Origin of the sequence: Haloferula rosea (genome assembly GCF_016595525.1) — a bacterium.
GTDB classification, from domain to species: domain Bacteria; phylum Verrucomicrobiota; class Verrucomicrobiia; order Verrucomicrobiales; family Akkermansiaceae; genus Haloferula; species Haloferula rosea.
Map to the genome: position 1 here is coordinate 41,609 of NZ_JAENII010000017.1, position 24,745 is coordinate 66,353.

The 24,745-nt window shown below is 58.3% G+C and carries 11 protein-coding genes; 8 read left to right on the plus strand and 3 right to left on the minus strand.

Annotated elements, in window-relative coordinates; genetic code table 11:
* Positions 1-41: 41 nt before the first annotated feature.
* A complete protein-coding gene (locus JIN81_RS17225; RefSeq protein WP_200282881.1) occupies positions 42-758 on the plus strand; it encodes a type 1 glutamine amidotransferase domain-containing protein in 717 nt (238 codons plus the stop codon).
* A 6-nt stretch (positions 759-764) separates the two neighbouring features.
* Here JIN81_RS17225 and JIN81_RS17230 read toward each other — a convergent pair whose 3' ends face one another.
* The 3 genes from JIN81_RS17230 to JIN81_RS17240 all read right to left on the minus strand — a co-directional run bounded on the left by JIN81_RS17230 (position 765) and on the right by JIN81_RS17240 (position 11,396).
* Positions 765-8,936, minus strand: coding sequence for a hypothetical protein (locus JIN81_RS17230; RefSeq protein ID WP_200282884.1), 8,172 nt, complete (start codon positions 8,934-8,936; stop codon positions 765-767).
* Between the two features lie 237 nt (positions 8,937-9,173).
* The gene (gene gltS / locus JIN81_RS17235; RefSeq protein WP_200282887.1) at positions 9,174-10,382 is read right to left on the minus strand and encodes a sodium/glutamate symporter; all 1,209 of its coding nucleotides are present in this window, start codon (positions 10,380-10,382) and stop codon (positions 9,174-9,176) included.
* A gap of 180 nt (positions 10,383-10,562) precedes the next feature.
* Entirely contained in the window at positions 10,563-11,396 is an 834-nt protein-coding gene (locus JIN81_RS17240; protein ID WP_200282890.1) for a hypothetical protein, read from the minus strand.
* Positions 11,397-11,536: 140 nt separating this feature from the next.
* Between JIN81_RS17240 and JIN81_RS17245 the strand changes: the two genes are divergently transcribed.
* The 7 genes from JIN81_RS17245 to JIN81_RS17275 all read left to right on the plus strand — a co-directional run bounded on the left by JIN81_RS17245 (position 11,537) and on the right by JIN81_RS17275 (position 24,215).
* A complete protein-coding gene (locus JIN81_RS17245; RefSeq protein WP_234045244.1) occupies positions 11,537-12,325 on the plus strand; it encodes a porin family protein in 789 nt (262 codons plus the stop codon).
* A gap of 279 nt (positions 12,326-12,604) precedes the next feature.
* A complete protein-coding gene (locus tag JIN81_RS17250; RefSeq protein ID WP_200282894.1) occupies positions 12,605-12,988 on the plus strand; it encodes a hypothetical protein in 384 nt (127 codons plus the stop codon).
* Between the two features lie 242 nt (positions 12,989-13,230).
* Complete coding sequence (locus JIN81_RS17255; RefSeq protein WP_234045252.1) at positions 13,231-14,289, plus strand: M42 family metallopeptidase; 1,059 nt, start codon at positions 13,231-13,233, stop codon at positions 14,287-14,289.
* Between the two features lie 777 nt (positions 14,290-15,066).
* Complete coding sequence (locus JIN81_RS17260) at positions 15,067-16,161, plus strand: ribonucleotide-diphosphate reductase subunit beta (RefSeq protein WP_200282896.1); 1,095 nt, start codon at positions 15,067-15,069, stop codon at positions 16,159-16,161.
* 83 nt (positions 16,162-16,244) lie between these two features.
* Positions 16,245-16,652: a four helix bundle protein gene (locus tag JIN81_RS17265; protein ID WP_200282898.1), complete on the plus strand. Its 408-nt coding sequence runs from the start codon at positions 16,245-16,247 to the stop codon at positions 16,650-16,652.
* 102 nt (positions 16,653-16,754) lie between these two features.
* Positions 16,755-20,039: a ribonucleoside-diphosphate reductase subunit alpha gene (locus tag JIN81_RS17270; RefSeq protein WP_200282900.1), complete on the plus strand. Its 3,285-nt coding sequence runs from the start codon at positions 16,755-16,757 to the stop codon at positions 20,037-20,039.
* 384 nt (positions 20,040-20,423) lie between these two features.
* Entirely contained in the window at positions 20,424-24,215 is a 3,792-nt protein-coding gene (locus JIN81_RS17275; protein WP_200282902.1) for a hypothetical protein, read from the plus strand.
* Positions 24,216-24,745 lie beyond the last annotated feature (530 nt).

Below are 24,745 nucleotides of genomic sequence, written 5' to 3' on the forward strand. Positions count from 1 at the left end.
TGCAATGCGTGATGGGAGCGGCCGTAATTTGTAACTTGGCCATGGCTGAGGAAGAGGCACCGAAGGAGTCGGTTCTGTTGGTTCTGACCAATCATAGCGAGCTTGGTGACACGGGAAAGAAGACGGGCTTCTATCTATCCGAAGCCGCCCATCCCCATGATGTCCTCACCAAGGCGGACGTCGCGGTCACTCTGGCCAGTCCGGATGGGGGAGCCGCGCCGGTGGACCCCAAGAGCTTTGATCTCAGTGATGAAGCGAATTCGGTGTTCTGGAAGAAGTTCGGCAATGGTGATTCCGACAATCCACAGGTCCCGAAAACCCTGGCGCTTTCCGAGGTGAAGCCCGGGGAGTTTGATGGCATCTTTTTCGCCGGGGGACATGGAACGGTGTGGGATTTCCCAACATCAGAGGATCTGCGGGCGGTGACCTCCTCGATCTGGACACGGGGTGGTGCGGTTGGAGCCGTTTGCCACGGTCCGGCGGCCTTGATCAATCTGAAGCTCCCTGACGGAAGCCTGCTGGTGAAGGGCAGGAAGGTGGCGGTCTTCACGAACGCGGAAGAGAAAGCCGTGAAGCTGGACGAGGTCGTCCCATATCTCCTTCAGGACTCCTTCGAGGGCATGGGAGCCGAGGTGGTGGTGGCTGACAATTTCTCCGAGAATGCCGTGAGGGATGGTCGCCTGGTGACCGGGCAGAATCCGGCGTCCGCCAAGAAGGCGGGTGAGCTTTTCGTCGAAGCACTCAGCGTCGGAAAGTGATCTTGGCTACGGGTTGCTGAGAACTGCTTTGCGCAGATATCGGGGCCTGAAGAACTGTGTTGGGAATTGTTCCGGACCGAAGAGAATCTCGATGGTCACCTGATTCCGCTCCGGCCCCAGGGGCACCGTGTTGGTGATGCGGTAGTCCTCGCCCTCGGTCATGCTGAAGTAATCCGTCAGGTTTGAGGTGCGTTCCCATCGGACAACGAAGTCCTCTCCCTCGATCGCGACGGGGTGGTCGAGGGTCAGTTGGCCACCGCTCGAACGGTGGATGCCAGGTTGGAGTCCGAGGTCGGTCGGTGCGGTCGGGTCGTAGCCGGCGGCGTAGTCCTCGAAGTTCGAGCGTCCATTGCCGTTTTCATCGGCCGTCGGATCGAGTCCGGGGAAGTAGGTTTCAAAGACCGGCGGAGGGACGGGGTCGGGATCCGTGGCGAAGAAGGCGAAGCTGAACATGTCCTCGCCGTCGGCTCCGCTCTGTACGACGAGCGGGTTGTTCACGTAGGAGTTGGGGAAGGGCTGTGGGATGTCCCAGCTCTGGATGACCCAACTACTCGTGGGGGCGTACCATTGGTGGGTCACCACGTTGTCGGCACTTCTGCTCGAGGCTTCGGTTCCCTCGGCACTGATGAGCAGGGTGCCGGTGCTCGGGTCGTGACCCGGGATGGAGAGGAACCAAGTGCCATTGGCAGTGCCCTTGGTGATGGTGAAGTTCTGGGTGCTCTGGTCGGTTTGAGGGATGTTTCCGACATCATAGATTCGTCCGGCCGCCACGAGCTCGGTATCGGCGATCGCGTCGAATGGAATGTAAACGAAGGTCACTGGATCCTGCTCGATGACAGTGCCTGGTTCGCCATTGTCGCGCACGTAAATCCCGAAGGTGCCGTTGCCGAGATCCTGAGATTGGGCAAAGTTATCTTCGTTCTTCGCTCCACAGACCAACAGGACTCCGTTCTCCGGGGTGGCGTCGGGGTCGGCGGAGCGGAGATCGAGGGTGAATTTTCCGCCACCTCGTTCCAGCAGGTTCGGGTTGCCACTGGTGCCGTGAGTCAGGCGCCCCCCGCTTTCGAATCGGTTGATGGGGGAGCCGTTGGTGGGGAAATTGCTGGCGAGGCCGCCGAGCCACTGGTCATAAGGGAACCATCCGAAACTGGTATTGTAGTCGTACTCGGGGCCACCGCCCGCCGCGGTGCGGTGGGTGGCGATGAAGAAGCGGCTTCCGGACTCCTGCACTCCCGCGGTTCCGGTGCTGGTTGGGCCACTCCCATTGCTTCCGAAGGCCTGGGCCATGGTGGCGATGAAGGCACCCTCGGTCGAGGCACTGGATACCGCAGGGAAGTTGATGAAGTAGTCGCCATTGTTCGATGACGCGCCATCGAAACTCAAGCCGGGGCTGGTGGCGGCGGTCAGTGTTCCACTGATCGAACTCGAGGTGTTGGACCCGTTGATCCACGTCACGTTCAATCCTCCGGTCCAAGCCTTGCGCGTGCCATCCGTTGGAGCGGGCAAGGTAGCGTCGGGTTCGTAGTTCCCTACCACGATCGAGTTGGGGTCGCTGCTGCCGGGACCATACTCGAGCTCGAAGGTGCCCGCCGGCCCGCCGTTGCGGAAGACCTGTATCGTGGATCCGCTGCTGAGACTGAGGAAGTCGGCGGGAAGGGGAGCGTCCGCGACAAAGACCGTGAAGCGGTCACCGGACCACGGGGTGAAATCGTCGTCCAGAATCAGCTGAATCGAAACACCTGGAGCATCGGTGTCGAGACCCGTGACCTCGATCTGGTCGTAGCCGACCCCGGGCTCGGTGCCCGCAATGCCGAATCGCAGGGTGCTGCTTGGATCCAAAATCAGTTCTCCGGTAATCTCACCGCTGCCCTCCAGAGTTCCTCCGCCATTGCCCGCCGCAAAATCGACACGGTCCACGGAGCCCCCAGCGAGTTTGAGGCTGCCGCTCTCGCTGGGGTAAATGGTAGAGCCGTTGTTCGAGATCAGGCTGCCGGAAACAATCATCTCACCCGTATCATAATCGATGTCGCTGCCGTACGTGCAGTCTCCCAGAATCAACAGGGCCGGGTCCGTCGTGAAGTTGACATCGCCTTCGAAAGTAAGCCCACCTTCGATGATGACGTCATTCACCGTGGTGAGGGCTTCGTCATCATCAGTGTTTGAATCAATCACGCTGGTGACCTTCAGCATCCCGAGCAGCATGCCTCCGTTGATGAAGCTGTTTCGTGAATAGATCAGGCCGTCGCTGCTACTGTCGCTTTCCAAGATTCCGTCGGTATTCTCAACAAACGAATCATAGAGATATAACTCCGAGGCGGATACCGTGCCATCGGTGTTGTCAAAACGGACGCCATCGAAGGTAAGCGGATCCAGCGAGACGATGGTCCCCGCGTTGCGGATGACCGAGGCCGTCTCGGCATCGAGCGAGGTCACGCCAAGCGAGGACAGGGTCACCAACTGGTTGGTGGTCGGATCGAAAACCATGACGTCGCCGGTAAGCGGGTTCGCGTCATCGGTGTAGCCACCGACCAGACTGATGCCTCCGCCCTCCAGAGTGAGTGATCCGTAGTTGGTGAAACTGCGCAAGTTGCTGCCGGCTCCAGTCACCGAAACAGAAACACCCTCCGCGAAGATGAGCTGGTCGCTGGGCGAGTCCCCGACATTGACGGTGCCGTCAAAGATGAAGTCGAACTCTCCGACCGGCAGTGGTGCCGCCGAAGGATCCCGGCTGAGGGTGGTGCCGCCGGTAAGGGTGACCGTACCTCCAGGGAAGGTGTTGGCGGTCCCGTCGTCATTGACGAGGTCGGTCTCATCAATGGTGTAGGTGCCGAGAAGCTGGAGGTTCTCGAGCTTCACGCCGCGGAGTGTACTGTTGTTCAGGGTGACCGTGGCTCCCTCCCCAGAGCCGCGGAGCGTGCCCCCGATGATCAGGGCATCGTGGATCTGATTCGAGGCCGTGATGTCCGCGTCCGGAGCGAATTCGATCACCCCGGCGGTATTGTCATAGGTTCCCGATTCAAACTGCAGAGCGGATCCCAGTCCACCCGGCAGAGTGCCGGTCCCGGTGATCAGTCCATGGTTGGTCAGGCCGATGTTGCCCGTCTCTGACGGCCCGGTGGGGGCCGCGCCGTTCGGATCGAAGATGATGGGACCGTCGGAAAAGTCCGTGCCGGCGGCACTGGCGATGGTGCCCTCGTTGATGATGGTGACCAGGTTGTCGCCGAGGTTTCCAAGGGCCCGGAGTTCCAGGCCGGAGGGAACGGTGAAGGTGCTGGAGTTGGTCCCGGTGAGGGACGTGCCGCCGAAGGGGCCTAGGATGAGCTGGGAGCCCGTGCCGAAATTGATCTCGTAGTCGTCGCTGCTCACGTCCAACCGCTCGAACGAGACGATGACGTTGTCAGCGATGGTCAGGGACCTCTCAACGGCGATCAATCCAAAGGCGCAATGAGCGTCGAGAGTGGTGTTGTTGAGGATGACGCCGCTGCCGCTGCCGAGGGCAATGATCCCGGACAGCGGCGGCGCCGGACCGAGTGCGGTGTAGCCGAGGGAGTTCGGCGTAGGAAGAAAACCATCGCCCGGGAGGAGCGTGAGGAACTCGGCGAGGGTGAGCGCAGGCTTCAGAGGGCAACTGAAGGTGACGTCGATGAACTGGGTGTCTCTCGCACCTCCGTTGTCCGACCCTCCTGTCGACAAGCCTTCACGGATTGCATCCAGAATGTCTTCTTCAGGGTCGCCCGCCTGAGGGTTTCCCCAATAGGCATCGGTGGCGGCTTCGCCCCAGAAGGTTCCGATGGTGATCTCACCGCCGACCACCCGGACGTCATCGAAGACAAATTGCCGGGGATCCGCGGCACTGCCGCCGAGGTCGATGATGCCACCCTCGTTGTCGATGGTGCCACCGCCAAAAGGCTCTTGGCTGGTGCCACTGGCATTGTGGCCGTATGAGGGCTGAATGACGCCGCGGTTGGTGAGAATCACCCGTTTGATCGCTGTTTGGTAGCCAGAGTCCGCGGGGTCCGAGAAGGTGGATGCGTCGTAGTCCAGCACGGTGCCAAGCAGTGTGCCGTGGTTCTCGATGACCAGTTCCGTGGTTTCGAAAGCGGGATTGAAGAAGACCTGGTCTGCGCCAATCACGAGGCGGTCAATTTCGTTGGGAAGGATCGAAGCATCGTCGCTCGGAGTGATTCCTCGAATCCGGCCAGCTCCCATTTTCCATCCACCTTCGCCGACGAGTTCCACCTGACCATCCACGAGGACCTCGCTTGACGACTGAGTCCCGGCATCGATCATGCCATTGTGATCGAGCGTTCCAGAGATGGCGAGATGACTGCCGCTCTGTAATTGAAGGGTCAGCAGATTCGCGGGGAATGCATAGTAGCCATCCGCATAAATCGCGCTTGAGGCAGTGTCTTGAACGATCTTCAGCTGATCAATCAAGGGGTTGTAGCAGAAGCTGCCGTCGATGCGAAGGTCGCCCAGTCGATTGAGAGATCCATCAAGACCGATGAGGAATGAGGCCGGATCAAAGGACTGTGCGTCGAAATCAGGATCGAGCTGGTCGCTGGCACAGGTGAGTGCATTGTTAGATAACTCGCTGGCATTGTAGGTGAGCAGGCCGCTGCTCAGCGAGGCGTTGGTCAGCACGACGGATGAGGTGCTTCCTTCGCTGACCATGAGGGCGCTGTGGAGCAGCGTCAGGTCGGTGTTGCTGAAGTTGTCGCCGATTTCGATACGTCCCTCGTTCAGGTTGCGCAGGTTGGTGTCCACCAGCGTGGTTTCCTCAAGGATCTGCAAGGTCCGCTCGCTACCGTCGACGAGCAGAGCGGGGGAAGCCGACTGGGTCGAATCCAGATAGGTGGCGTGCTCATGCCGGAGCCTCACTCCATTTAGGGTGATCTGCTGTTCGGCGGGCGGGGTGTTGGTGGTGAAGCCAAAGAAGGATCCATCCTCGATCAGGAAGTGTCCGTCCGTGAGGACAAGCTCGGAGTGCCCGGTGGAAGGTTGGAGAGTGCCGAAGCCCGCTCCGAGGCCATCACGGTTGATGAAGGCTGGTGTGCTGCGGGTCGCATTGCCCGAGGGGTCGATGACGAGTGGAACCACCGCACCTGCCGTGGCGGCGGTGTTGGTGGTGATCAGGCCCTCGTTGATCATGATCAGGGAGTTCTGTCCCAGCGAGCCGCTGGCAATGATCTCGTGACCGAATTCCTGGAGCAGGCTGTCGCCGCTGCGCACACCGGCAATTACGTTTTGCGCGTTGGAGGTGGTGGTGATTTCACCGCTGCCGGTCAGGGTGAGGTCGGTTCCGCTGAACCTCAGCGAAGTCTGTTCGGTGGTGGCACCGAGGTGGATGGTGCCGTCGTTGGCGATCAGCCCGGCATCGGGACGGACGTCGAATTTCTCGATAGTCAGGGAGGTGGTGGCACCCGGGAGCGTTGCGTTGTTGACGAGGCTGATGGTGGAGCCCGATCCGATCTCGAAGCGGTCGATGATCACCTTCTCATCCTGGGTGATGTTCGTGGTGGAGCCATCGAGGTTGATGGTCACATTGTAGGCCAGCGTGGTGGTGTTGTCTGGGACCTGGCCGGAGCCAACGATGCTGCCCAGATCCGGATCGGTCGTGTTCCAATTCGCGGCGACATTCCAGTCGCCGCTGGTTCCCCCCGCCCAGTCCGAGCTCCGCACCGAAGCTGCACCAGGATCAAAGTCCGCAGTCACGAGCTCGCCATTGACGAGTCGATCGTCGTCGATGACGTAGGTCTGTGGGTTGCCCGGGTCGGAGAGGTCGCTCACCGACAGGTAGAAGTTGAGGCCGAGTCCGTCCTCGGTCCCGGGGGGGGCGGGGACGTCTTCAGGGACGAGGAAGACGAAAATTTCTCCTTCACCGAGGGTGTCATCGATGACGTCGCCGCTACCTCCGAAGAGGGTGTCGTTCTGCCAGCCACCCTCGCGACGGTAGACCGTGTGAACCGGGGAGAGTTTTCCGGTTTCAACACCGAGCACAGGTAAGCCTGCGTCGTCGATCGGCTGGACGTTGCAACCGAAGTGCACCTCGGTGAGCGGAGTGCTGCGGGTATTGATCACGAAGACATAGTCGTAGCCCGGGAAGTCGGCGAATACGGACGGGGGGCGATCGGTGCGCAGCACCGCAACCGCGGAGGCCATGCCGGTGGCGGTCAATAGGCTCACGGTTCCTTCCGTGGAGTCTGCGAGCGGGAACTCGATCGGGATTTTTGGATCGCTGACCATCACGTCGTCGGCGAGAACGAAGAGCTCAGGAGCATCGTTGGAAAAACCAAGGTCGCCAAAGGCTTCCGCACCGCCGACAAGACCAGGCAAGGTCGGGACGTCCGGGGATCCCGCGATGAACGGGTTGGAAGCCGTCGTTCCAGCGCGGGTGGTCGAGCCGAGATCGATGTCGCTGGGTAGCAGACTGAACGAGGAGAGGTAGCTGATGGTATCGGTGGCGGGATCGCTATTGGAACCCACGAAGACCCGACCTTCGCCTCCCGGGTTGGTTGCGGATCCGCCCCTCATGTCGAGGGTGCCGGCTCCACGGACCAGACTCCCTTCAAGGATGATGGTGCCACCGGAGCCGCCGCCGCCGTCACCTCCGGCGTCGCCGGGATCGCCGTGAAAACCATATCCTCCCGGGCCTCCTAGCCCGCCGGTTCCGGAGTTGATCGAATCCTGCTCTTCGCCCCTGATGGCATCCAAGGCGGCGGTCACGATGGCTCCAACCTCAACTCGTGGGAGGCGGGGTCCCGGGCCCGTTCCCAGGAAGCGAAACAGTCCGGGCGATGCCTCCCCGGCGCCGCTGCCGCTGCTACCGGGACCGCCGCGGACTTCGGCCGTGCCGTTGAAGTCGATCGTGCCCTGGGCGACGATGCGGATCGCGCCACCTCCTGCGCCACTGCTGCCGCCATCACCTCCTACGCCGCCATTGCCACCGTCACCGCCGCGCCCGCCGAATCCTCCAAGTCCGCCCGTGGCACCGATCTCCGGCAAGGGCAGCGCCTTGGTGGGCTTGGCCTCCTGCTTCGCTTGCTTGAATAGCCGCTTGAGGACGGCTGCCTTGAGCTTCTGGGCCGGCTCGGTTTGGGCGAGCTCCGAGATGATTTCCGTGAGCAAACCACTCCAGGTCGATGGGAATGGTTGAATCCACTCGCCCAGTCCTCCGGCACCACCACCACCGCCACCGCCGCCCGCACCGCCCGCGCCCCCGGAGCCACCGGCCCCGGATCCGCCCGAAGTTCCTCCTACGAGCAGCCACTCCGGCGCCGTCAATTCCCCTCCGTCCCCGTGGCTATCAGGATCTGCGGCAAAGGGGGAGTTTGGGACAGCTGAAGGATCTCTGCCTATGCCTTCACCGCCCGGTTTGCCATTGTAGTAATACTCGAGGAATTGAGAACGGTCGGATCCGTCGATGGTGCCATCACCGTTGTAGAGCAGCCCGCGGATTTCATCTCCTTCGATGTAGATGGCCGGCGGAAAAGGCGGAGAGGCTCCTCCGTCCCCGCCTGTCGAGGATTCACTCTGCGGCGGAGTGCGTGGAACGGAGCTCTGACCTCCCGGTGCACCAAAGCCCCTCCATCCATAGCCGATCTGTCCGGGGACACCCGCTCCGCCCGCTTCTCCGGCTCCACCGATCCTTCCTGACCAGCCCCGGAATCCGCCGGTGGCAGGCAGGCCGTAGCTCGTGAGGGCGAAGCCCAAGGTGAGCGGCCCGCCATCGACTTTCACTCCGCCCGTGCCGAAGAGCCCGGGAAGGCCACCGAATCCTCCCTTGCCACCTGCACCACCTTGGCCGCCTTCGCTGCCCGCCGCACCCGACCCGCCACCCGGCCCCGGGGTCATTCCTATCGCGGAGAAATCGATGGTGGCAGCCGCAGCGATGTTGACGTCATTGCCGACCTGAAGCACCACGGGATAGAGGCCTTCACCCTTGAGGACGTCGGTCGCTTCGAGAACCAAGTCGCCCTCGATGACGAGTTGCACCGTGCCGTCTGCCAGCCGGTCGATGGACACGACCTGATCGGCGAACGGACTTAGAGGGTCGCCGTCGATTTCCGTAAAGGTGGGCAGGTCATGGAAATTCTCGCCGCTATCGATGGTGATGGTGCGGGCAGAGGCGCAGCAGCCAAGGACGGCAACGATGAAACTCAGAAAATGGTATCTCATGGACAAGGGGGGTGGCCGGCGAATCTCGGGCCACGTTTGTCCGCTGGCCCACTGGCATCGGTTGGATTCCGAAAACGATCCGAACTCTATCAAAACCGGAGGGAAACCTCGTAAGGCTCACCCCAAGGTCGTGATCATGTCGAGATCACTGTGGCAAAAGAGTGTGCGGATCTTGCTTTGCAACCCTCCGCATGCCTCGCCGTGGACGTGCCGGTATCCTGGTCTCTGGACAGGTCTTCAACCGAACCAATCGAGGAACAGATTGATGATGAAGGCATTGGCGATATCGACGAAGAAGCCGCAGACGAGCGGAACGATGATGAAGGCCTTGTGGGCGGCGCCGTAGCGATTGGTCACGGCGGTCATGTTCGCCATTGCGGTGGGTGTGGCACCCAGAGAAATGCCGCCGAAGCCGGAGCAAATGACGGCCGCTTCGTAGTCCCGGCCCATCAACCGGAAGACGACGAAGAGCGCGAAGAGGAAGGCGACGACGAATTGAGCGCCGACAATGCCGAGAATAGGGCCCGCCACGCCGGCGAGGGTCCAGAGCTGCAGACTCATCAGCGACATGGCGAGGAACATGCCGAGTGCAAGATCCGAGATCAGTGCCAGTGAACGGCTTCCTTGAGGCCACTGCACCCTAGGCATCAGGCGCGGCACGGCGTTGGTCAGAATGATGCCGCCAAAGAGACAGCAGACGAACAGTGGAAGTTCGAGCTGCTTGATGCCGGTCGCTTCCAGGCCTTCCTGAATAAGGGAGCCGAGACCGATACTCAGGTTCAGCGCCAACCAGGCCATCAGCATGGAGTAGAGGTTGATGCTTGTCTGTTGTTGCTCGTGCACCACGCCGACATCCGGTTGCTCGACGACCTTCGGTTCCAGTTGGTGCTTGGTGATGAGAAGATTGGCGATCGGGCCGCCCATCAGGGAGGACAGAACGAGCCCGAAGGTGGCGCTCGCAATGCCGATCTCGGAGGCGTTGGTGATGCCGAAGCGTTCCTGGAAAACCGGGGTCCACGCAATGGCGGTTCCGTGACCGCCGATGAGTGAAGTGGTGCCGCTCAGCACTCCGACCGAGCTGTCCATCCCCAGCAGGTTCGCCATGCCCACCCCGGTGAAGTTCTGGATGAACATGTAGCCGATGGTGGCTCCCAGAAGGATGAGAAGGGGAAGGCCACCTTTGAGGAGGGTTCGGAAATCGGAGTTCAGGCCGATGCCGGCAAAGAAATAGACCAACAGAACATCCCGCGCCCCGAGATCAAAGCTGATGCCTTTTCCTGAAAGGGCGAAGATCGCCCAGGTGAGAAGGCAAACCGGCAGACCTCCGCTAACAGGCTCGGGAATGTTGTATTTGCGCAGGAACTCAATCCGGCTGTTCAGGAATTTGCCCGCAAACAGGACGAGAATCGCGAGATTCAGCGTCTGAAGAGCATCGAGTTCAATCATCCCGGCCAGCTCAGCTCATCCCGCCTGTACTTTCAATCCCATCATGACCCATCACGACGGGACCGGGGAAACAGGGTCGGGAACAAAGTCTCCATCGGTCGTGAGTTGTCCGCGCCGATCTTGCGGATGCGCGGCCGCTCGGCGTCCGAGCCATGGGCTCCGTCGTGGGAACACGAGGACTCACCCTTTCGGGAAGAGCAGGGTGAAGCCGAAGCGTGCGCCCCAGTCCGGTCCCTGAGGAGCGCGTTCGGCATACCAGCGCACGCCCCCGAAGATACTCACTGGAGCACCTCCTATTTTGACCAGTTGGCTCACCTGGAGGTTGATCGGCACCGTCCATTGGTGGGTGGCCCAGTTGTAGGTCGACTCCGAGTTCATGGTGAAGGTGGTTGCTTGCTTGGTGGTGTAGGAAACGAAGGGCTGGATGAAGGTCAGGTTGACGTCCTGATTCAGCGAGACCACTCCATTGGGCAGCACGAAGTAGTCGAAGCTGTTCTTCCCCGGGCCGCCGACGTCCCAGATGTGGTTGGCGAGCATGCCGTAGGTCCAAGGGCCGTCGATCTTCAGGATCACCCCGGTCGGGCCGAGTCCCCACTTGTCGGCGCCGAGGACCGAATTGGTGGCGGTCGGCATCAGGACCACGGGGCCGACCCCCCAGATGAACGGCTCGGGATTCTTTGGCGAAAAGAAGAAACTCTGCACGACGTCGCCCAGCCCGAAGGCATCGCTGCGGTCCGTCAGAGGGTCGGTTCCCTGCTGGTCGATCACCGGAAGAATGGTTCGCGAGATCAGGTTCCAGTTCTCGCTCAGTTCAAAGGGAACGACCGGTTGGATGTTGGTGGTCATCCGATGTCCACCACCCGGACCGATGCCGAAGTCCACATTGCCCTGCACCGGCATGCTGATCATCGCGGCAAGGGGGTTGGTGAGCTGTTGGGCGAGATTGGCATCACCTTCGGCATGCAGCAGGGACGCTCCGAGCAGCGAGGAGAGCAGGATTGATTTGGTTTTCATGGTGACTGGAACTTTCTGAGGCTGTGGTGAGGATGTCATTTCGAGCTCGATGTGGTCAATCGGGTTTCAAGTGGATGACTCCGGATTTCGGATGGATTCGGGTGGTCACGTCGGAGCGTTTCGGTTAATCCAGCCGTCCCATGAATTGCCTAATGACATCAACGCTGTTGGCCTTGGCCTTCTCCCATGCATCCATGGCCGGAGAGGCTGATGCCTTCCAAGAGCCGGTTGCTCCGGTTTCATCCCCCTCCGACGACTGGGAGTTCAAGTTCAGCATGTATGGACCCATCGTCGGGCTTGATGGCACGACTCGTGTGGGCGCGGCCATCCTCCCGGTCGACATCGGCTTCGATGATATTTGGGACAACATGGATGCGGGCATCGTGCTCGCGGGTGAAGCGAGGAAGGGGAAGTGGAGTCTGACCGGCGACTTGATCTGGTTGAAGCTTTCGGTCGCCAGCACTCCGACTCCGACCACCTACATCGGCACGACCATTGAGCAGACCGTAGGTAGTCTCGCCCTGGGTTACGAGATCTACGAGGACGAGCGTTGGACCGTCGACTTTCTGGCGGGGGGTGCCTACACCGGCTTGGACGTTTCAGGAGATGTGACGGCAGCCCCGACGCCGCCTGCATCCCGAACCGGTTTCATCAGTGGATCCCAGGATTGGGTGGATCCTTTCGTTGGAGTTCGCTTCCGCTATCGTGCCGGTGATCATTGGAGGCTCTTCGGTCGGTTCGACTACGGTGGCTGGGGCGTGGCTTCCGATACCTACCTTCAGGCGATGCTTGGGGTCGGATACCAGTTCACGGACACGGTCGGCCTCTTTGCCGCCTACCGTTACCTGACCGTCGACTATTCGGACGGTCCATTCGCCTACGATGTCGATACCAAGGGGCCGCAGGTCGGTCTGGTATTCAGCTTCTGAAGGTCCCCCCGCAGGATCCGGTTTTCGAGGGCTCCCCGGCGCAAGCAGGGGAGCCCTTTTTTCACCCTGCCTGCTCCGGCCAGTCTGCGACCTGGGGCTCACACCGCAGGAATTTCCCGGAACTTTCACGGAATCCACCGGTGGGCGGGCTTCGTGTTCATGGTCGGATTCGGAGTGAATGAACGCCGGTCATGCCACGCGAAAATCGTCCGATCATTTCGCGATTCCGAAGAATTGGCCCGACCGCTGCTTAGGAGTTCTGACCAACACCTGAACATCATGAAGACCGACGAACACGACACCCTGCCCAACGACCGAACGGTAGAGTCTGAGTTGAACCTCAAGGACGGATGGGACTCCCAAGCGGTGTCCAACCTCATCCGCTCCAAATCGTCTCTGGGCGACATGCCCGCCTTCCTCTTCCTCGGAAAACAGGAGACCGCGCTGCTGCGGGAGCACCTGGCGCAGGCATTCGGTGAGGAAGCCGTCGCCACGCTTCATGACACCTACTACATGGGCCTCCGGGTGTATGAAGTGCTCGTCGATTCCTTCGTCCGCGTTGCCGGCAAAAAGGTCAACCGCGTCATGCATGACCCCATCGCCCGGCGCCCGGCTTGGCGTGAGGGGGCTTCGGACGCCCTCTGGCAGCTCCGGGTCCTTTAGATTTCCCAGCCCGCTGAAACACAGCAAACTCTCCGCCCCCTGAGCGGCGCAGCTCGCAATGACGTGCTGCCCGATTCAGGGGGCGGCTTTCTTTTGTCCTTGTATCTCGTTCCGGTTGTCTCGACCGCACCCTGCAGACCCAGGACTCGCCCCAATGCAGCTCGGTCACTTTCCAATAAAGTTCGTGCAGAAAATGATCTTCCCGCTGGCCACACCGGAACCGATCAGGAAACTTCTCTGTCATGCCAATCAACGTCGATCTTCTCTCCCGCATTTGCGAAGCCCCCGGTGCTCCGGGATTCGAAAAGGAAATCCGCAAGCTCGTCCTCGCAGAGCTCAAGGGGCTCGCTGACGAAGTCCGCACGGACAACATGGGCAACGTCATCGCCCTGAAGAAAGGACGCTCGTCGAAGAAGAAGAGCATGGCAGCCGCCCACATGGATGAGATCGGCTTCATCGTCACGCACATCGATGACCAGGGTTTCATCCGCTTCAATCCCGTCGGCGGTTTTGATCCGAAAACCCTCACCGCCCAGCGCGTCTGGGTGCACGGCAAGAAGGACGTCCTCGGTGTGATGGGCTCCAAGCCCATCCACATCATGGCTCCGGAAGAGCGGGGGAAACCGATGAAGATCGGCGACTACTTCATCGACACCGGCCTGTCCAAGAAGGACGTCGACAAGCTCATCTCGGTGGGTGACTTCGTGACCCGCTATTCGGAGCTCAAGGAGATGGGGGAGTGCGTCAACGTCAAGTCGCTCGACAACCGCGTCTCGGTCTTCGTGCTCATCGAAGCGCTGCGTGCCATGAAGAAGTCGCGCAAGAAGCCCGCCTTCGATTTCTACGCCGCCTTCACCGTCCAGGAGGAAGTCGGACTGCGGGGTGCCAATGTGGCCGCGCTCGACGTGAAGCCGGACTTCGGCTTCGGGCTCGACACCACCATCGCCTACGACGTCCCCGGCTCGAAGCCGCAAGAACGTTGCACCGCGCTCGGGGAGGGGGCCGGCATCAAGCTGATGGATTCCTCCGTGATCTGTGATTACCGCATGGTCGCCTTCATGAAACAGGTGGCGAAGCGAAACAAGATCAAGTGGCAGCCCGAGATCCTCGCCGCTGGCGGAACGGATACCGCGAGCCTGCAACGCATGGTCCCCGGTGGGTCCATCGCCGGCGCGGTCTCCATCCCGACCCGGCACATCCACCAGAGCATCGAGATGTCGAACAAGGAAGACATCCAGTCGTGCATCGACCTGCTCGCCGCCTGCGTGTGCGAGCTCGACAAGGGCAAGTGGCAGCTCTGAGGCGCCAGACCCGGCGCACGGGGTGGCCCGCCGATCGAACCCTCTGCTTGATCGAACGACGAATCCCGCGTGGCGGAGGTCTCATCGCGTCCGCGTGAGGGCTACAAGGCGGCGAGCCTTCTCATGAGCACCGCCCTTCCCGAGCCCATCTGCAGGGTCCGAGAATCCATCATCGAGGGCCAGAATCGGGCGGTCGTGGCACGCTCGTCACCATCCCTTGGGCTGAGATCTGTCGTCCCGACATCGGCGAACCCCGATTTCCGTCTTCGGAAGCTCCTCGATCTGGATTCCGGTCCGGGATTCGCAACTCATTGATAAATCACAGTTTGCCGGATTTTTGGCTCGGGAGGCGATCGCACGGGTCAAATTTTTATCCTGCGTAACTCCACGTATCCCAGTTCATCACGCCCGGTTTGCCCGGAAATCGCCCTAACATTTTAAAATTCAAATCCACCCGTTCCAGGTCGATTTCGTCGGCCAAACTTTTTCAGCACCAATTGAAAGATTCCGCCGAAATCGCTGAAACGCCGGAAACCCTAGTTTTCAGGCGCGGAACGAGTTCCAGGAATCAAGTCAAGGGTCGGGATGCATTTCTTCCATACAACATGTAGTATTGTGAATAATTTGTGGATACCATATGGGCAAAATCAACTTGTCCGAATTCCAGCGCTCAGGCAGTCTCCCCAACGCTGCGCACGAGGCGCCAAGACCTCCAAATCGCCCCGATCGATGCGCAATTTTTGAGAACCTACTGCTGAACGTTCCTTCATCCCGACCATGTCCGCCACTACCACCATCACCCTCGGTTCCCGCACCTTCGTCCTCGACAAGGAAAAGGCAGAGCAAGCCTTCGCCGCCAAGAAAGTCATCAACGGCAAGGACACGATGTTCTTCAACATCCTCCCGCTGAAATACCAGTGGGCCTACGATCTCTACAAGACGATGAAGAACAACCATTGGGAGCCCGAGGACATCCCGATGCAGAAGGACGTCGAGCAGTGGCGCTCCGATGAGATCTCCGACGTCGAACGCTGGATCATCAAGATGGGCATCGGCTACTTCTCCGCCGCTGAGGGCATCGTCGGAGACAACATCCTCCATGTCGTCCGTGAAGTGGTCACCGCTCCCGAACTCAAGCTCGTGCTCGGTCGCCATGCCCACGAGGAAAACATCCACGCGGACTCGCTGGTTTACATGCTCAGCTCCATCGGCCTCAACCCGCATGAGTGCGAAGCGATGTTCGAGGACGTCCCGACCATTACCGCGAAGAACAACTTCGTCGTCTCGAACAGCCGCTCGATGCGCCGCGACATCGACCTGACCCAGACCAAGAACAAGCAGGACCTTGCCAAGAACATCTTCCTGTTCGGCCAAGTCATGGAGGGCACCCAGTTCTACGGCCTGTTCGGCATGATCCTGAGTCTTTACCGCCAGAACAAGTTCCCGGGCATCGGCCAGATGTTCCGCTACACGCTGCGCGACGAGTCGAACCACATCGAAGTCTTCCGCAACCTGCTGATGGACCTCATCGATGAGAACCCCGACATCTGGACCCCGGAATTCCAGGAAGACCTCCGTGCCACCATGGCCGAAGGCATCCGCCTCGAGAAGGAGTTCATCCGCGACTGCCTGCCCGTCGCCGGCCTGGGCCTGAATGCTCCGGACTTCGAGACCTACATCGATTACATCGCCGACCGTCGTCTGACCTCCTGTGGTCTTGCCCCGCTCAATGAAGAGGGCACCACCCAGAACCCGTTCCCATGGCTCGCCGAGATGATGGACATCAAGAAGGAGCAGAACTTCTTCGAAGGCCGCGTCACCGAATACCAGAAGGCATCCGCCCTCGGTGATGTGGATGATGATGACCTCTAAGCCATCGCCAGGAACTGGCGGACTTTGCCCCGACGGAGTCGGGGAGGGGCGAGGAAAAAGGAAATAGGAAAAAGTGAATTGTGATGAGTGAGATCGAGAGTTTTGAGGACTTGGATGTCTGGAAGCGAGGCTGCCAGCTGGCGGTCGAGGTTCATGTCGCCCTCGCCGAGTCGAAGGACTTTGCGCTCCGTGGCCAGATGGAGCGTTCCTCGCTCTCCATCCCGTCCAATATTGCCGAAGGATTCGAGCGCGAAAGCACTGCCGAATACATCAACTTCCTCCGCTACAGCAAAGGCTCCTGCGGCGAACTTCGCACCCAGCTTTTCGTTGCTGAGAAAGTCCGCCAGCGGCTCGGCGCACCGCCGCTCGAAGGTTCCCGCGCCATGGTCAAGGAGACTCGCGAAATCTCCCGCATGCTCGGCGGCCTCATCCGATCCCTAAAACGTCACCTCACCCTTCAGAAGCGCAAACCAAAGACCGACGAGCGCTAATCACCTTCTCCCCCTTTATCCTTTTTCCTTTATCCTCGTCCCTCGCGCCCCCGGCGCGAAACCGCCCGCTAAAAACAAAACCACCCCGCCTCCTCACACACCATGTACACCAATCTCAACCTCGACGAAGACCTCAACCTGAAGCAAGTCATCACCGACCGCTTCGCCATGCCCGCCTCCGACCGCTCGCACACCTGGCGTGAGGTCCTTCCCGATGACCGTCGCAAGCCGATCACCGACATCACCGTCACCCGTGGCAATGAGGAACAACACTTCTCGCTCGAGCATGTGGCCGACGCCATCGGTGAGTCGCTCACCGACCTGCTCATCGCCCGCAAGGCCGAAGAGGACAGCATCTTCACCGACGAGAACCGCAAGTTCGTCTCGGACGTGGCGCACGCCGTCGCCAACTCACTCACCAAGACCCTCGACGAAGGAGGTCGTCTGCGTCTTTCGGAAGGGGACCTTTACCTGCTCATCGAGAAGGCATTGCTTGAGAACGACGCCTACGACGTCGCCAAGTCGCTCGCCTTCCGCCGCTCGATCGAGAAGGGCGGCAGCATCTCGGCCGGCGCCCAGCCTCACGCGCTTCCCGTGCGCCTGATCCGCCGCAATGGCAACGTGGTGCCGTGGAGCGAAACCAAGATCGAAATTGCGGTCCGCAAGGCCTTCCTCACCATCCACGAGATTCCCGAACCCGCCACCGACGTCGCGGCGGCCGTGACCGAGCGCGTGCGCACCGGCGACCAGTCCTTCGTACACATCGAGGACGTCCAGGACATGGTCCAGGAAGAACTCATGAAGCAGGGCCACTTCAAGGCCGCTGCCCACTACATCCGCTACCGCGACGAACGCGCCCGCCAACGCATCGACCTTGAGGAAGCCCCCGACGAAACCGATCAGGACCTCTTCATCACCGTCATCACCGACGATGGCGAAACCAAACTCTGGGACGGCACCGAGCTGAAGAAACGCATCCACTTCGCCTCCATCGGTCTCGACCTCTGCCTCACCGAGCCCGAGATCGAACGCGAACTCCGCCGCTCCGTCGGCGCCGAGATCAAGGAAAAGGACCTCAAGAACACCGTCATCCTCAACTCCAAGTCGCTGATCGAAAAGGACGCCGACTTCGCCAAGTTCGCCGCCCGCATCCTGCTTTCCTACATCTATGAGGAAGTCCTTGACTGGTCCATCCTGCGCGACGGTGTCGAGAAGCTGAAGGCCGCCCACAAGGCCGCCTTCAAAACCTACCTCAAGCACGGCATCGCCATCAAACGCCTCAACCCCGAGCTGCTCGAACTCTACAACCTCGACACCCTCGCCGAAGCCTTCGATCCGACCGCCGACCTCGACTTCGACTACCTCGGCATCCAGACCCTCTACGACCGCTACCTCATCGTCGATAAGACCAGCAGCAAGCACCGCCGCATCGAGACGCCCCAGTTCTTCTGGATGCGTGTCTCCATGGGCCTCTTCCGCGCCGAGGAGACCGACCGCGAGGACTGGGCCATCCGCCTCTACAACCTCTACAAGGGCCGCCGCTTCTGCTCGTCCACCCCGACGCTGTTCAACTCCGGCACCCTCCACAGCCAGCTTTCGTCCTGCTACCTCTACAAGGTCGATGACTCCATCGAGTCCATCATGATCCGCGGCGTGGCCGAGAATGCCTTCCTTTCCAAGTGGGCCGGCGGCCTCGGTGGCTCATGGACCTCCGTCCGTGGCACCGGCGGCTACATCCAGGGCACCAATGGAGAGTCCCAGGGCATCATCCCATTCCTCAAGCTGCACAACGACCAGCTCGTCGCCGTCAACCAGGGTGGCAAGCGCCGCGGCTCCGGCTGCGCCTACCTCGAGTCCTGGCACAACGACATCGAGGACTTCCTCGAGCTGCGCAAGAACACCGGTGACGAACGCCGCCGCTGCCACGACATGAACACCGCGAACTGGATTCCCGACCTGTTCATGAAGCGCATGGAGGCCCGCCAGACCTGGACCCTCTTCCGTGCCAACGAAACCCCCGACCTCCACGACCTCTACGGCAAGGCCTTCGAACAGCGCTACACCGAATACGAGGCCATGGCCGCCGAGGGCAAGATCTGGTCGCGTGAGATTCCCGCCATCGAGCTGTGGAAAGGCATGCTCAAGATGATCTTCGAAACCGGACACCCATGGATCACCTTCAAGGATCCCTGCAACGTCCGCTCCCCGCAGGACCACGCCGGCGTCATCCACTCCAGCAACCTCTGCACCGAGATCACCCTCAACACCTCGGATGAGGAAACCGCCGTCTGCAACCTCGGCTCCGTCGTTCTCGACACCCACATCACCGCCGATGGCGCGCTCGACCACGAGATGCTCAAGGAGACCATCACCGTCGCCATCCGCGCGCTGGACAACGTCATCGACATCAACTTCTACCCGACCGAAGCCGCCAAGACCGCGAACTCACGCCACCGCCCGATCGGCCTCGGCGTGATGGGTCTGCAGAACGCCCTCTACAAGCGTGGCCTCGGCTTCGCTTCGGATGCCGCCGTCGAGTTCAACGACGAATTCATGGAGGCCATCGCCTACTACGCCTACAGTGCCAGCAGCGACCTCGCCGCAGAGCAGGGGACCTACTCGACCTACAAGGGCTCCAAGTGGGACCGCGGCCTGCTCCCGCAGGACACCGTCGACCTGCTCGAAGACGAGCGCGGCAAGAAGATCGACGTCCCACGTGGCGGAAAGATGGACTGGTCCGTCGTCCGTGAGAAAATCGCCGAGCACGGCATGCGGAACTCGAACGTCCTCGCCATCGCACCGACCGCCACCATCTCGAACATCATGGGCACCACCCCCTGCATCGAGCCGAACTACAAGAACCTCTACGTGAAGAGCAACCTGAGCGGCGACTTCATCGTCCTCAACCGCGAGCTCGTCCGCGATCTCAAGAAGGCCGGCCTGTGGAGCCAGGAAATGGTCGACGAACTGAAATACTTCAAGGGCGAGCTCGAGGACATCGACACCATCCCGGAAGAACTCAAGCAAAAGCACAAGACCGTCTTCAGCGTCGGCTACGAGTACATCATCGACGCCGCCGCCCGCCGTCAGAAGTGGATCGACCAGAGCCAGAGCGTGAACCTCTTCCTCGCCCAGCCCGACATGAAGAGCCTCTCTCACATGTATCGCCGCGCCTGGGAAAAGGGCCTCAAGACCACCTACTACCTCCGCACCCTCCAAGCCAGCGACGTCGAAAGCTCCACCGGCAAAGTCGACAAAGCCATCCGCGGCGTCATGAGCGGGGGAGGGGCGGCTGCGCCAGCGGCGAAGGTCTACACCGAGGCCGAGAAGAATGCGTGCTCGATTGATGCCATGATCAACGGCGGAGAGTGCGAGGCGTGTCAGTGACGCCGAACTCTCAATGGGACCTGTCCCCCAAAGCCTCGGCTAAGGGGGCTTCTAAAAGGGGGTGAATGCGAAGCTTGTAATTAGGTCGGAGAAGCAATTGGTCGCGAATTCAAAGGGAGAGCGTCCTTTGAGGACGCCCTTATTTTGGGCCAGGCATCACGGAATTCAATTGATCCCATCTACCATTCGACATCCAAGAACCCATCGATTCCGCACTCTCAAGATATGGAGCCTATTAGTGGCCGCGTTAGAACGCTGCAGAACTGAATGCCAATTGCCAGAAATCGCGGGCTGACCCGGGCTGTGGGCTGTGGGCTGTGGGCTGTTCCCGGACCGCAGAACAATCTAAGCCAATGAAGCTCTAAAGAAACCTTCTTTGAACCTATGAAAGATGGTGATGACTCTGGTCCGGTTCCAGAACGGGTTAAATTCCAAGTGTTCGTGAATGGCTTGGGCATTTGCGCGGCTCCGCTGTGCAACGAAAGGTCGGTGCACCAAAGAACTAAGCTCGCTGAGTGCGCACACATCTATCCGAGAAAAGTAGGTAGTCACCCTCGAGAAGACTACATTACAAGCCTTGCGTTTAGAAAAACTGAAGCCAACTTGCTCTATCTTTGTGAGAAGCATCACAAGATAATAGACAACATCGATAACGCGAAAGACTATCCGGTGGCCGTCCTTCAGCGCTGGAAATCTGATCATGAAGAGTGGGCAGAGTCTGTTAAGAAGGACTCGCCCTACCTAACCAAAGAAGTTCGGGAAACCCTAGAGAATATTGGTAGGTCAGTAGCAGTAGATTCGAGTAAGAAGAGGAAAGTCTTAATACAGCTTCTGAATACCTGCAGGGAATTAGTAAATCGAAATCGGAAAAGTGACGCACAAGTGCTCCTCGCTCAAGTTGCTAACTTTTCGCACGAATCCGAGGATCCATTCCTTCTCTACCAAGTTGATTGTCTAAATGCTCGCCTTGTAGCACTTGACCAAGATATCGAAGAAGCAAAAAGGCAGTTTCTAGAATTGGTCAGGGAAAATCCATCGTGGCCGGAAGCGATGGTTGAGTACATTGGGATCTGTAGAGATGCTCCTGCTAGTGGAGATGAGGCTGAGAGGGTTGAGAGTAGCCTTCGAGGCTTGGCACCTGACAATCTTCACTTGAGAATACTCGATTGGGACGAGTCATCCACCAAACAGCCGCTTAAGGATCTAGAGCAACTTTCGAACCAGTCCCGAGTTGACATTCGGCTCTATGAATTGGCGCTAGCAAAACGTGTGATCTATGCTGATTCAATCGGTGAGCATTCACTTCGGGACAGAATCCTGGAAGAGTGGGCGACAGAGATAGGGACATCACCTAGACCATTGGTTTTTGGGATGGTCTTCAGAAGCGTTGATCTAATCCGGTCTCAGCCAATTGAGATCAGTGACCTTGAAGAAGGCTTACTCAAGATAGAATCGAATAAGCGCCTATTAGAGAACAGGGATCCAATTAGCCCAAAAGATACCTTTCTGCAAGGGGTCTATCGATTGAAGCCGGTAGTTTTATTGGCACAGATGACGGGTGATTTTTCGGAAGTTGATCAATCACGAGGTGACCTTTTCAGCGTTTTGGAAGACTTGTATTTTGGCAAGTTCATCTATGCTAATCTACAGGAGATCTTGGGGTCCTTCCGCCTATCAATGACTGAAATGAATCTAATTTTTGAAAAGATCGATTCATCTAAGGTCAGCCCCCCAAAATCTGTCGTAGAACACCTCTTTGTTCAATGTGTAACTTGCGACAAGCTCAAGGATGCAAATCAAAGGCTTCTTGAAAGGCACGGCGATCATAACCTTATAGAATTGAACAATTCAATTCAAGCTCAGGACGGCGGTGCTATTCTTGCATGCCTCCGGAAGAAGGAGGATCATGAGTTTGCTCTGATGCTTGGATATAGACTTCTTGAGAAATGTCCCGGCCTGGTTATAGCCCTATTCGACGGTCTTAAGATTAACGAACCAGTCCTATCTGAGTTTCGCTTCCTGAAGATCCTTTCGCTCGAACGCTTGGACCGACGGAGCGAGTGTATTGAAGAACTAGAGGCTTTTAAACTAAAGGGGATCTCGATGCTGGCTCTGCGCGAATTATTTGAAATCGCGTTTAGATTCGAGCAGTGGGACACCTTTGTTAGGTTTGCTAATCAATTTGTCAAGAAGACCAGTTCGTCGGAAAAGGATGCTGTGCTTCATGCGCGACTAGCGTTCGCTCTCTGGAAACTAGAGGACGACAGTAGATCAATTGATCATGCTTTAATCGCACTTGAGAACCCTAGTCTTCTCAGTGAGAGCAATTTTGAGCTCCTTCTTAAGATTCTAGTTCAGTCGTTGCAACTTGTCGGGCAGCCAGATAGGGCGTGCGAGGAGTTTGCAAGACACGCGGATAAGAAAATCAGCTTTCCATTAGGACTTGTCGGAGCCGAAGCTTATCTGCGCTCAAATTTTGAGGGAAAGTCTTCTCTTGCATTAAGGCAACTCTTCAGTGCGTTAGAGCAAGTAGACCATTTCGAAGATTCAGTCTTTCTCTCCTTGTATCTGCTGACGGTGGAGCTAACCAATGCTGGGTGCATTGACTTGGCGCCCTATGAGGTTGTTCGAGACTCAAGCTTTGTGCGAATTCAGGGGCTTTCCACGTGGTTTCTATTGGGTAGTGGAGGTAGCTCTTTTGGAGCCACGCGATTGTTGCCGGGAGGTGAAAACTATGAAGCAATAGTTAATCGAGGTCTCGGTGAAGAGATCGAATGGCCACCCGATAGGTATTCTGATGGCGAATCTCGCAGAAAAGTAACTCATATTTTGAGTCCAGAGGCCTTTATTTGTTTCAGAGCGCAAGAGGCTCTTCAGAGTGCTGCGAGCACCGGTGAGCATGCAGTCTGGGCGGTCAAGATGACCGAAGAGGATGGTTCGCTAACTCTCGACAATCTCCAAAAATTCTCCGAGAACAAACTCCGAGGATCGAACGAGTTCTTTGAAGGCTATGTTGCAAATAGTTTGCCTTTCTATTTCCTGTGCAAGATGGAGGGTGGACTAGTCCAGGCTTTGGGAAAAATTGGCAGTGAAGGGCGCGGTTTTATTTTCTGTAATGATGGATCGCAGGTGACCATTGACGAGCATACCAAACTGGCTAAAGAGGCCTTGTCTGGTGCTCGATTCTACATAGACGCGTTATCAGCTCTGATGCTGATAGAGGCTGGATTGCTGGGAAAGGTAATTTCATCTTGTTCAGGGTTATGTATCACTGCTTCAGTAGTACGCGTAATTCGAAGGATTGCAGAGTCGCTTGAGGTTACTTATGCGGGGGTTGGCCGAGGAGCGTTTGTGGGCAACAGGTTCCAATTCTCCGAGAGAAAGAGTGAAAGTGAAAATGAATTTAGAACGAGGCTTCTCGACGGAGCGAGTCGTTTGGAGGGCGTTGCGTCACTTAAGTTGAGTCGGGGTATCAGTGGTTCATCAGAGGATCAGAATTGGACTGCGATCTTGCCGGGATATATTATGGATCCGTTGCGCTTCGGACTGGATGAGAAGGTTAGCGTTCTAACCGACGACGCTAGGCTTTTTCCGGCACTTAGAGCCGTCGGCGAGAAGAGTCTTCCTCAGAGCTTCTCGTCAGTTGGGTTGATTCGCAGCATGGTTGACCTCGGCATTCTTCAAAAACTGGATTTCTACAAGTATTTGGGTCAATTGTCATGTTATCGATACCACCTGCTTCCAGTCACCGTCGATGATATGATTGATGCCGTCCTTCCAGAGACTGATGGAGGAGTCGTTTCAGTGCTGCCTGAGAATCTTGAATACTTCAATCTTCCTCTTACGCTTTCCGAAGACTACGGGATCAGCGCCGATTCAGTAATGGGGATTCTTGGAAGGTTCTTGGCGCGAATAGTTCTTGATGACTCAATCTCCATTGATGGAGCAGATCGAATATTTGCAGTAGCAATTGTTAGAGGGTTATCGAACCGCAACCGTGTTGTTGTGGCTCGAGGAGCATATTCAGTATGTAGACATATTGTAGATGGCAATGTAATCGCACCAAATAGCACTGACGAAAAACTTCGGGTTCTCCGGCTTCAACTTAGAAAGTTCTCTGAAGCTTTCGATCCGCTAATTCAGTCGGTTCCAGGCACCCTGCGAGTACTTCGTTAACTTCAAAGGAAATTGATGGCTCGGCTAAATGACCGTAATGGAGCAGTGGGCGCCACCGACAAGGGTGAAGACATTGGCTCTTCTTGAGCAAGGCTCATTGAGTATACCCCGAATCGACTTCGGCCTCCTCACCGCAATCGATGCAGGAAGCGGAATCAACATGAGGGCCGCGCTTCTCATGGAAGGTAGATTGGACCTCAAATCCGGGAAACCGACCAAGTTGCCCCCAGCACGGGCCTCCGTAGCCGCTGCCAGAGTCCTTTGCCGTGGATTCAGCGGTTTTCCCGCACTTTGGGCAGGAGATCGTTACAGTGAGTTTGTCAATGTATCCCATGCGCAGTTGTCTATCATTCGGAGGGGGAAAGGTAAACGCTCAACTAAAAGGGGTCTGAAAGGTGAAAGGGGTCAGTTACGGTGATGGAAGGGGTCGGTCCCGAATGGCGCGTCCTTAAGCTCGATTTCGTTGAAAACGAGAGACGGAAAGCCGGCCGAAGTACGGTATGAATAGTGTGAATAAACAACCTCTCCTG